Genomic DNA, 10,801 nt, shown 5'->3' with positions numbered 1-10,801 from the left:
GTTAGGGACGGCTGTACGGCCTGCGGCACTCAGCGCTATCAATCGAGACATAGCTATATGGGAAAGTCTGTGCTAGGGTCTGGTTACTTCTTGCAAGACCTGCAAGAAACAATCTGGGAACGGCAAGTCCAGAACAGCAGACCACGCCCCACAGGAGCCCGACATGACTCGCGGACCCCGCCGCCGTTCCCGGCTGCTCGCCGCCGTCCTCGCACTGGCCGCCGCGCTCATGGCGCTGGCGGCCGTCCCGGCCGCGACGGCCGCCGCCACCACCGCCACCGTCTACTACCGCGCCGCCTCCGGCTGGACCGGCGCCAACATCCACTACGCCCCCGACGGCGGCGCCTGGACCGCCGTCCCCGGCGTCCCCATGACCCCCGCCTGCACCGGCTGGTACACCCGCACCGTCGACCTCGGCGCCGCGACCGGCGCGCAGGTCGTCTTCAACAACGGAGCGGGCGCCTGGGACAACAACAACGGCGCGAACTACCGCATCGGCTCAGGCGACGTCACCGTCGCGGGCGGCCAGGTCGGCGCCGGGAACCCCTGCGGCGGCGGCGAGGCCGTCGTCTACTACGACCTCGCCTCCATGGGCTGGACCCAGGCCTACCTGCACTACGCCGTCGCGGGCGTGTGGACCACCGCCCCCGGCCTCGCCATGGCCGAGCCCGCCTGCGCCGGATGGGCCCGCCTCACCGTCCCGCTCGGCTCCGCGGCCGGCCTGACCGCCGCGTTCAACAACGGCGGCGGCGTCTGGGACAACAACGGCGGCAGCGACTACGCGATCGGCGCGGGCACCACCCTCGTCTCCGATGCGGAGGTCACGGCCGACGCGGCCGACCCCTGCGAGGCCGCCGAGCCCGACACCGTCGCCCCCGCCGCGCCGACCGGCGTCACCGCCGCCGTCAACGCCACCACCGTGATCCTGTCGTGGACCGCCTCGACCGACGACGTCGGCGTCACCGGCTACCGCCTCACCCGCACCTCCGCCGACGGGACCGTCACCCGCACCACCGCGTCGACGAAGTTCACCGACGCGAACCTCGACCCGAACACCGAGTACGCCTACACCGTCGCCGCCTACGACGCCGCCGGGAACCTCTCGTCCGCCAGCGGATCGGCCACCGCGACCACCGGCGACGCCCCGCCCGCGGCCGCGGGCGGCGAGATGCTCGGCGGCGACCCCCGCCAGGACCCGATCTACTTCGTCATGACCGCCCGCTTCTACGACGGCGACGAGTCGAACAACCGCGGCGGCGCCAAGCACGAGATCTCCGGGAACGCCGACTACGACGACCCGATGTTCCGCGGCGACTTCTCCGGCCTCATCGAGCGCCTCGACTACATCAAGGCCCTCGGCTTCTCCGCCGTGTGGATCACCCCGGTCGTGCTCAACCGCTCCGACTACGACTACCACGGCTACCACGGGTACGACTTCTACGAAGTGGACGCCCGCCTCGAATCCGAAGGGGCCTCCTACCAGGACCTCATCGACACCGCGCACGCCAAGGACATGAAGATCTACCAGGACGTCGTCTTCAACCACTCGTCCCGCTGGGGCGCGGTCGGCCTGGAGACGCCCACCGTCTTCGGCGTCCAGGACGACCAGTGGGGCGACTTCTACGACGACTACAACCCCGACTTCGCCTACGACGGCCTCTCGGTCGAGCCGAACTCCGGTCGCTCCTACTACAACGGCGACCTCTGGTCCACCGAGGAGCCGGCGGGCAACACCTGCCGCAACTGGGGCACCCCCACCGGCAACTACAGCTCCGAAGGCTGGACCGTCTACAACTGCCAGTGGCCCAGCCCCACCTCCGGGATGTTCTCGGCCGCGAACTACCACCAGTGCTGGATCGGGAACTGGGAGGGCGAGGACGCCCGCTCCTGCTGGATCCACGAGGACCTCGCCGACTTCAACACCGAGAACGCAGCGGTGCAGGACTACCTGATCGGCGCCTATGAGCAGTACATCGACATGGGCGTCGACGGCTTCCGCGTCGACACCGCCGTCCACATCCCGCGCGTCACCTGGAACCGCGTGTTCCTGCCCGCCCTCCAGGAGCACCTGGTCGCCAAGTACGGCGCGGAGAAGGCCCGGGACTTCTACATCTTCGGGGAGGTCGCCGCGTTCGTCCACGACCGCTGGAACCGCGGCTCGGTCAACCACTCCGCGCAGTTCTACACCTGGCAGGAGCGCCGCGAGTACTCGGCGGACGACGTCGCCGCCGCGATCGAGCAGTACGACTGGGAGAACGCCCAGGGCACCGAGAACCAGCCGACCAGCGACAACGCGTTCCTCGACGGGAACGCCTACCACGCGCCCGACTACTCGCAGTTCTCCGGCATGAACATCATCGACATGCGCATGCACATGAACTTCGGGGAGGCCTCGAACGCGTTCTTCAACGGCAAGGACTCCGACCCCTGGGTCAACGACGCCACGTTCAACGCCGTCTACGTCGACTCGCACGACTACGGCCCCAACAAGTCCAGCACCCGCTACGCCGGGGGCACCGACGCATGGGCCGAGAACATGAACCTCATGTGGACGTTCCGCGGCATCCCGACCCTGTTCTACGGCTCCGAGATCGAGTTCCAGGCGGGCGTGCGGATCGACTGCGGGCCCACCTGCCCGCTCGCCGAGACCGGGCGCGCCTACTACGGCGACCACCTCGAAGGGACCCTCGCCGTCAGCGACTTCAGCCGGGTCGACTCGGCGACCGGCGCCGTCGCGACCACCCTCGACCAGCCGCTCGTGCAGCACCTCCAGCGCCTCAACGAGATCCGCCGGGCCGTCCCGGCGCTCTCCATGGGGCAGTACTCCACCGAGAACATCAGCGGCGGCATCGCGTTCAAGCGCCGCTACACCGACGCGGACACCGACAGCTTCGCCCTCGTCGCCATCACCTCCTCCGCGACGTTCACGAACATCCCGAACGGCACCTACACCGACGCCGTCACCGGCGACGTCAAGACGGTGACCGGCGGGACGCTGACCGCCACCGTATCCGGGCAGGGCGACATGGCCGTCTACGTGCTCGACACCGCGCTCACCGACGCGCCCGGCCAGGTCGGCGACGACGGGCCGTACCTCTCATAGGACCTTGCCGCCCAGAAGGACCGGGCCGGCCGCGGGCGACCCCCGCGGCCGGCCCGGCCGTTCCAGCAGGACGCGTCAGAACTTCCCGAGGAGCCAGGCGACGCCGGTCGCCACGGCGGCGATCGCGATGGCGCAGTAGATGGCGAACTCCAGCCAGTCGCCGCAGGTGAAGTCGTCGAAGAAGCCGGAGAAGAACTCGCGGAGGAAGCCCTTGGGGGCCTCGGGGGGATCGGGCGGGGTGGACATGGCACCGAGGATAGGCAGGTCCGGCAAGCGGGCGCCCGCGCTCGGAACGCGGCGGGGCGGCGCCCGGTCCCCCGGACGCCGCCCCGCGGTTCAGTGCGTTAGCAGCCGATGTTGCCGAAGCGCGGGGTCGTCACGTTCACGACCGCCGGACGCGGGAGCGAGGTGCCGCCGTCGGGCCAGTTCGACAGGCGGTTGTCGTAGTCCGCGCCGTCGAGCTCACCGGGGTGCTGGACCGCGACCAGGATGTGCTTGGCCTGGGCGACCGGGCCGCAGGTCTCAGCGCCGATCGGGACGGACAGGAACTGCTTGGTCTCGCCGCGGTGCGAGCCCTCCAGGGCCACCGCGAACAGGCCGTCGTTCGAGCCGAGCGCGTTGCCGTCGGTGGAGATCCACAGGTTCCCGTACGGGTCGAACGCCACGTTGTCGGGGCACGAGATCGGGGAGACCTGGTCCTTGGGGAACCCGCCGAAGTAGGTGTCCGCCGCGGCGGGGTCGCCGCAGACGAGCAGCAGGTTCCAGCCGAACGTCAGCGACCGCGGGTCGTCGTCGTCCTCCACCAGCTCCAGGACCTGGCCGTGCTTGTTCGAGTTGCGCGGGTTGGCCTCGTCGGCCGCGGCCTTCCCGGAGGTGCCGCGCTGGGTGTTGTTCGTCAGCGCCACATAGACCTTGCCGGTCTTCGGGCTCGGCTCGACGTCCTCGGGGCGGTCCATCTTCGTCGCCCCGACCTGGTCGGCGGCCTGGCGGGTGAAGACGTACACCTCCTCGGCGGTGAAGCCCTCCACATAGGAAGTGTCGCCGGAGGCCAGCTTGATCCACTCGCCCGAGCCGTCGAACGCGCCGTCGGCCGGGAGCGCGCCGGAGCCGTCGATCTCGGCCGCCGGGCTGTCGCCGGTGAACTTCGCGACGTACAGCGTGCCCTCGTCGAGGAGCTTGCGGTTGTGCTCGCGGGCGGAGCGGCCGGAGCCGTGCTTCATCTTGTTCTTGGAGACGAACTTGTACATGTAGTCGAAGCGCTCGTCGTCGCCCATGTAGACGACGACGTGCCCGTCGTCGGACAGGCGCGGCCCGGCGCCCTCGTGCTTGAAGCGGCCCAGCGCGGTGCGCTTGCGCGGCGTCCAGTCGGGGTCGTACGGGTCCAGCTCGACGATCCACCCGAACCGGTTGGGCTCGTTGGGCTCCTGCTCCAGGTCGAAGCGCGGGTCGTACTGCTCCCACTTGCGCGCCGACGCCCCGCCGGAGAAGCCGTAGCGGGCCAGCTTCGCCTTCTGCTCGGCGTCGGTCATCGTCGCGAAGTTCGCGAAGTACTGGTTGAAGTTCTCCTCGCCCGACAGGATCGTGCCCCACGGGGTGGTCCCGCCCGCGCAGTTGTTCAGCGTGCCCAGCGCGGTCGTGCCCTCGGGGTCGGCGGAGGTCTTCAGCAGGTCCGAGCCCGCGGCCGGGCCGGAGATCACGAACGGCGTCTCGGCGGTGATGCGGCGGTTCAGCTCGTCGCCGACGACCGGGGTCAGGGCGCCGGTGCGGCGGTCCTCCTTGACCGTGACGACCGACAGGCCGTGCGCGGCCATGCCGATGCGGATCTGGTCCTCGGTGGGGGCGGCCTCGTCGTAGCCCGGGAGCATGGAGCTCTCGGTCGTGTACTCGTGGTTGCACACGAGGACCTTCTTGCGGCTGTCGTCCGGGTGGTCGAGCAGCGCCGTGTAGTCGTTGTTGTAGCCGAACTGGCCGGCCTGCGACTCGGGCGTCTGGTGCTCGGGGTCGAACTCCGGCGCGCCCTCCAGGACCGGGTCGCCCCAGCGGATCACGATCTGCTGCTCGAAGCCCTCGGCCGTGACGACGGCGTCCTCGCGGTTGGGGGCCACCGCCTCGAAGTCGAGGCCGCGCGGGCGCGAGCCGCGCTTGCCGAGCTCGACCGCGTCGTCGGCGTCCGCCGCGAACGCGGGGGTCGCGGCGGCGCCCGCGGCGCCGGCCACGATCGTCGCCGTCACGCCGCCCTTGATGAGGCCCCGGCGCGAGACGGCCTTGGCGATCACGTCGCCCAGGTACTCGTTGTCGGAGGTGTTCGGCACCGGGTGGTTGCAGGCGTCACCGCACCGGTACAGGCAGGTCAGCTCCGAGCGCCCGCCGTGCACGGTCGGGAAGATCGTCAGGCGTCGCCGCTCCGGGTTGTGGGGTCGCATCGCTTCGCTTCTCTCCATGGCAGTCCGATGGGGAACGCGGCCGGGGGTCGTCCGCGTTCGGTTGTCTCTCGCCCCGGACGCTATGCGGAGCGGGTATGCGGTTCCACCAACGTCGCATGAACACCAGGAGAACGCCCTCGCCACGGTATAGAGGAATCGCCCGAGGCGAGGGCGAAACGGGTCAGTCCGCGGCGCCCGAGGCGGCCCGCACCGGCGCCCGCTTCAGGCCCAGCTCCTCGGTCGGGACCCGGTACGTCTCGCGCGCCGAGAACACCGCGACGGCGTTGACCAGGCACATGACCGCGGTGAACACGGCCACCCGCACCCACGCGCCCTTGTCCGCGCCCTCCAGGGCCACCGCGACCGTGGGCAGGAACCCGCTGATCGCGAACCCGATCTGCGTGCCGATCGCCATCCCCGACAGGCGCACCCGCGCGGTGAACATCTCCCCGTAGAACGACGGCCAGGTCGCGTTCGCGGCCTGGTAGACGAGGCCGAAAAGCAGGACGCCGAGCCCGAAGATGAGCGCCCAGTTCCCCACCGAGATCGCCCACAGGTACGGGAAGATGAGGACCCCGCACCCGAGCGACCCGAACAGGAACACCGGCTTGCGCCCGAACCGGTCGGCGGCCCCGCCCCACAGGGGGATGAGCGCCACCGCAAGGAGGTTCGCCGCGACGCCGACCCACAGCATCGGGGTCCGCTCCAGGCCCACCGTGTTCACCGCGTACGTCAACGCGTAGACGGTGAAGATCGTGGACACCGAGGCGATGAGCGCCGCGCACACCACGCGGAGCACGTCCGCCCAGTGGTCGCGCATGAGGACCGCGAACGGCAGCTTCACGGTGTTCCCGGCCGCCGCCTCGTCCTCGAAGACCGGGGTCTCCTCGACGCGGCGGCGGATGATGTAGCCGACGACGACCATGACGACGCTGGCCCAGAACGGGATCCGCCAGCCCCACGACAGCAGGTCCTCCTCGGGGAGGGCCGCCACCGGCAGGAACGCGGCGGTCGCGATGAGCTGCCCGGCCTGCGTGCCGCTCAGCGTCCAGGAGGTGAAGAACGCGCGGCGGTGCGCGGGGGCGTGCTCCAGGCTCATCGAGTTGGCGCTGGCCTGCTCGCCCGCGGCCGACAGGCCCTGGAGGAGCCGCAGGAGCACCAGGAGGACCGGCGCGGCGACGCCGATGGACTCGTAACTCGGGAGGCACCCGACGAGGAACGTGGTGGCGCCCATGAGCAGGAGCGTGAACACCAGGACCCGCTTGCGACCGAAGCGGTCGCCGACGTGGCCGAGGATCACCGCGCCGAGGGGGCGGGCGGCGTAGCCGACGCCGAAGGTGGCGATGGCGAGCAGGGTGCCGGTCGCGGCGTGCTCGGCGGGGAAGAAGACCTTCCCGAACACGAGGGCGGCGGCGGTGCCGTAGATGAAGAAGTCGTAGTACTCCAGGGCGGAGCCGATCCAGGCGGCGACGGCGGTGCGCCGGGGCGTGCCGCGGTGGTCGGGGCCCGGCGGGCGGGGGGCGGGGTGGACGGACACGGTGGATCTCCTTGCGCCGTTGCAGGGTCGCGGGGGTGCAGCCGTTCATCGCAGACGATGAACGTACTGGATAGTTATGTACTGCTTGGTTAATACCCGATCATTCGCCAGCGCGGCGGCGCTGTCAAGAGGGCGTGGTGAACGGAAAGGCGCAGGTCGGCGGGCAGCATGCATTGCGGCCCATCGATGTTGCGGGAGTGGCTGGCGCGGTCAGCGCCTGGCGAGGTGCTCGACGACGAGGTCGCCGAGCATGGTCCGGTAGTGCTCGCGGCGGCCGGGGTCGAGCAGGTCGCGGCCGAAGATCGTGCTGAACGTGTGCCGGTTGGCGATGCGGAAGACGCAGTAGGAGCTGATGAGCATGTGGACGTCGAGGGCGTCGACGTCCTCGCGGAGCACGCCCGCGGCGCGGCCGCGTTCGAGGATGCGCCCGATGACGTCGAGGACGGGCGCGGACAGGCCGGGGAGCATCTCGGACTGGGCGAGGTGCTTGGCGCCGTGGATGTTCTCGATGGAGACCAGGCGGATGAAGTCGGGGTGCGACTCGTGGTGGTCGAAGGTGAGCTCGGCGAGCTCGCGCAGCGCCGCGAGCGGATCGAGGTGCTCGACGTCGAGGCCGCTCTCCAGGGACCTGATGACCGAGTAGGCCTGTTCGAGGACGGCGAGGTACAGGCCCTGCTTGGACTCGAAGTAGTAGTAGATCATCCGCTTGGTGGTGCGGGTCTTCGCGGCGATCTCGTCGACGCGCGCGCCCGCGTAGCCGTTGGCGGCGAATTCGCTCGTCGCGACGTCGAGGATCTCGGCCCGGGTGCGCTGGGGGTCGCGGACGCGGTCGGCGGCCGGGGCGGTCTCTCGGGTGCTCAAGCGGGACCTCGTGTCGGGGGAGTGGCGGAACCGCAACTGTAACGCGCGGGGCCGCGGGACGGCTGGACGGGCGGGGCCGCGGGCGCCCGCGGCGGGGCCTTTGCAAACGCGCGCAAGGTTGCTAAGTTGAAGTAACTAGTTCGTACAAAGCTGCCGAACGGCGAGGAGACCCCGTGCCCACAGACTTCGGCGCTCCCGGCGCGCACCTCATCGGCCTCGTCGGCGCCGGGATCGGGCCCTCCCTCAGCCCCGCGCTCCACGAGCGCGAGGCCCACGAGCTGGGCCTGCGCTACCAGTACCGGCGCCTCGACCTCCTCGACCTCGGCATCGGGCCCGACCGGGTCGGCGACCTCCTCGCGGCCGCGCGCCTCACCGGCTACACCGGGCTGAACGTCACCCATCCCGTCAAGCAGGCCGTCATCGCCCACCTCGACTCGCTGTCGGAGGAGGCCGCCGTCCTCGGCGCGGTCAACACCGTCCTGTTCAAGGGCGGCAAGGCGGTCGGCTACAACACCGACGCCTCCGGGTTCGCCCGCAGCGCCATGGGCGGCCTCGCCGGGGCCCGCCTCGACCGCGTGGTGCTCCTCGGCGCGGGCGGCGCCGGGGCCGCCGTCGCCCACGCGCTCCTGGGCATCGGCGCCGGGCACGTGCAGGTGCTCGATCTCGATGCGGACCGCAGCGCCCGCCTCGCCGACGCACTCGGCGCCCACTTCGGACGCGACCGCATCACCGCCGGGCCTGCGGGCGACCTCGCCAGTGCGCTCGACGGCGCCGACGGCCTCGTCCACGCCACCCCGACCGGCATGGCCGCCCACCCCGGCACCGCCGTCCCGACCGCGCTCCTGCACCCGGGCCTGTGGGTCGCCGAAGTCGTCTACTTCCCGCTCGAAACCCCGCTGCTCGCCGCGGCCCGCGCCGCGGGATGCCGCGTCCTCGACGGCGGCCGCATGGCCGTCTACCAGGCCGTGGACTCGTTCCGGCTGTTCACCGGGACCGAACCCGACGCGGACCGGATGCTCCGCCACTTCGACGCGCTCGCCGCCGCCCGCTGAGGAGGAACCCGTGCACCCCATGGGCATCGCCACCGTCTGCCTCTCGGGCACCCTGGACGACAAGCTCACTGCGGCCGCCGCCGCGGGCTTCGACGGCGTCGAGGTCTTCGAGCCCGACCTCGTCGCCGCGGCCGACACCCCCGAAGCGGTGCGCGCCCGCTGCGCCGACCTGGGCCTGACCATCGACCTGTACCAGCCGTTCCGCGACTTCGAGGCCGTGCCTCCGCCGCTGCTGGCCGCGAACCTGCGCCGCGCCGAGCACAAGTTCCGGGTCATGGAGCGCCTCGGCGCCGACCTGCTGCTCGTGTGCTCCAGCGTGCATCCGGACTCAGTGGACGACGACGACCTGGCCGCGGAGCACCTGCACCTCCTCTCCGAACGCGCCGCCGACCACGGCGTGCGCATCGCCTACGAGGCCCTCGCCTGGGGCCGCCACGTCTCGACGTTCGACCGGGCCTGGCGGATCGTGCGCCGCGCCGACCACCCGAACCTCGGCCTGTGCCTCGACACCTTCCACATCCTCTCCCGCGGGTCCGACATGTCGGCGATCCGCGTGATCCCGCCCGAGAAGCTGTTCTTCCTCCAGCTCGCCGACGCCCCGCGCCTGGACATGGACGTGCTCCAGTGGAGCCGCCACCACCGGCTGTTCCCCGGCCAGGGCGCGTTCGACCTCGCCGGGTTCCTGCGCACCGCCCTGGAGACCGGCTACACGGGGCCGCTGTCGCTCGAAGTGTTCAACGACGTGTTCCGCCAAGCGGATCCGCGCGTGGCGGCCGTCGACGCGCTGCGCTCGCTGCTCGGCCTCCAGGAGGCCGCGGGCGTGGACACCGCCCTGCCCGCGCCGCCGCGCCTCGACGGCGTCGCGTTCGTGGAGATCGGCGCGGGGGCCGACGCCGACGCCGAGGTCGCGGGTGCCCTGGAGGCGCTCGGGTTCGCGCGCAGCGGCGCCCACCGGTCGAAGCCGGTGGCACTGTGGGAGCAGGGGAGCGCCCGCATCCTGGTGAACCGGGCCGCCGCGGCCGAGGGCGCGACCGCGGTCGCCGCCATCGCGGTGGAGAGCACCGATCCGCCTGCCTCGGCCCGCCGCGCCGAGCGGCTCCTGGCCCCGATCCTGCCGCGGGAGCACCGCGCCGGGGAGGCCGACCTCGCCGCGGTCGCCGCCCCCGGCGGCACCTCGGTGTTCTTCTGCCGCACCGACGTCGAGGAAGGCTGGCGGGCCGACTTCGCCCCGACCGGCGACCCGGCCGCGCCCGATGCGCTCCTCCAGTGCGTGGACCACGTGGCCCTGACGCAGCAGACCGACGACTTCGACGGCGCGGCCCTGTTCTACCGCACCGTCTTCGGCCTCGACCCCGAGACGCCCGCCGAGGTCGCGGCCCCCTTCGGGCTCATGCGGAGCCTGTCGATGGCCGATGCCGCGCACCGCGTGCGGATCGCCCTGAGCGTGGCCGCGGTGCGCCGGGGCGGCTGGGCCCCCGCCGTCCCGCACCCGCAGCACGTCGCCTTCGCGACCGGCGACATCGCCGCGGCCGCAAGGCGACTGCGGGACGCGGGACTGCTCCTGGAGATCCCCGCCAACTACTACGAGGACCTCGACGCGCGCCTCGCCCCGCCGCCCGAGCGCCTGGGACTGCTGCGCGCCAACGCCCTCCTGTACGACCGCGACGGGGACGGCGAGTTCCTGCACTGCTACACGCCCGTGCTCGGCTCCCGCGTCTTCTTCGAGGTCGTGCAGCGCCTCGGCGGCTACACCGGCTACGGCGCCCCGAACGCGCCCGTGCGCATGGCCGCCCACCGCCGCGACCGCCTGCGCCGCAAAGCGTAA

7 protein-coding genes are annotated in these 10,801 nt (G+C 71.6%); 3 read left to right on the top strand and 4 right to left on the bottom strand.

Going from position 1 to position 10,801, the window contains the following annotated elements; translation table 11 throughout:
- The first annotated feature begins 163 nt into the window (after positions 1 to 163).
- Positions 164 to 3,103, top strand: coding sequence for a carbohydrate binding domain-containing protein (locus tag WA640_RS13705; protein ID WP_335988267.1), 2,940 nt, complete (start codon positions 164 to 166; stop codon positions 3,101 to 3,103).
- Positions 3,104 to 3,178: 75 nt separating this feature from the next.
- Here the strand turns inward: WA640_RS13705 and WA640_RS13700 are convergent, their stop codons facing one another.
- From WA640_RS13700 to WA640_RS13685, 4 genes are all read right to left on the bottom strand, one after another.
- Positions 3,179 to 3,349: a hypothetical protein gene (locus WA640_RS13700; RefSeq protein ID WP_181245870.1), complete on the bottom strand. Its 171-nt coding sequence runs from the start codon at positions 3,347 to 3,349 to the stop codon at positions 3,179 to 3,181.
- A gap of 98 nt (positions 3,350 to 3,447) precedes the next feature.
- On the bottom strand, positions 3,448 to 5,526 hold the full coding sequence (locus tag WA640_RS13695; protein ID WP_335988266.1) for a PhoX family protein: 2,079 nt from the start codon (positions 5,524 to 5,526) through the stop codon (positions 3,448 to 3,450).
- 181 nt (positions 5,527 to 5,707) lie between these two features.
- Complete coding sequence (locus WA640_RS13690; protein ID WP_335988265.1) at positions 5,708 to 7,063, bottom strand: MFS transporter; 1,356 nt, start codon at positions 7,061 to 7,063, stop codon at positions 5,708 to 5,710.
- A 210-nt stretch (positions 7,064 to 7,273) separates the two neighbouring features.
- Positions 7,274 to 7,924: a TetR family transcriptional regulator gene (locus WA640_RS13685; RefSeq protein ID WP_106365582.1), complete on the bottom strand. Its 651-nt coding sequence runs from the start codon at positions 7,922 to 7,924 to the stop codon at positions 7,274 to 7,276.
- 173 nt (positions 7,925 to 8,097) lie between these two features.
- On the opposite strand from WA640_RS13685, the gene WA640_RS13680 reads away from it, so the two are divergent.
- Positions 8,098 to 8,976, top strand: coding sequence for a shikimate dehydrogenase (locus tag WA640_RS13680; RefSeq protein WP_335988263.1), 879 nt, complete (start codon positions 8,098 to 8,100; stop codon positions 8,974 to 8,976).
- Positions 8,977 to 8,995: 19 nt separating this feature from the next.
- Positions 8,996 to 10,801: a sugar phosphate isomerase/epimerase and 4-hydroxyphenylpyruvate domain-containing protein gene (locus WA640_RS13675; protein WP_335988273.1), complete on the top strand. Its 1,806-nt coding sequence runs from the start codon at positions 8,996 to 8,998 to the stop codon at positions 10,799 to 10,801.

This window comes from Glycomyces sp. MUSA5-2, assembly GCF_037034145.1.
GTDB lineage: Bacteria > Actinomycetota > Actinomycetes > Mycobacteriales > Micromonosporaceae > Glycomyces > Glycomyces artemisiae.
The sequence above is the reverse complement of the archived record's forward strand: the minus strand, read 5'-3'. Positions and strand labels throughout refer to the sequence as shown.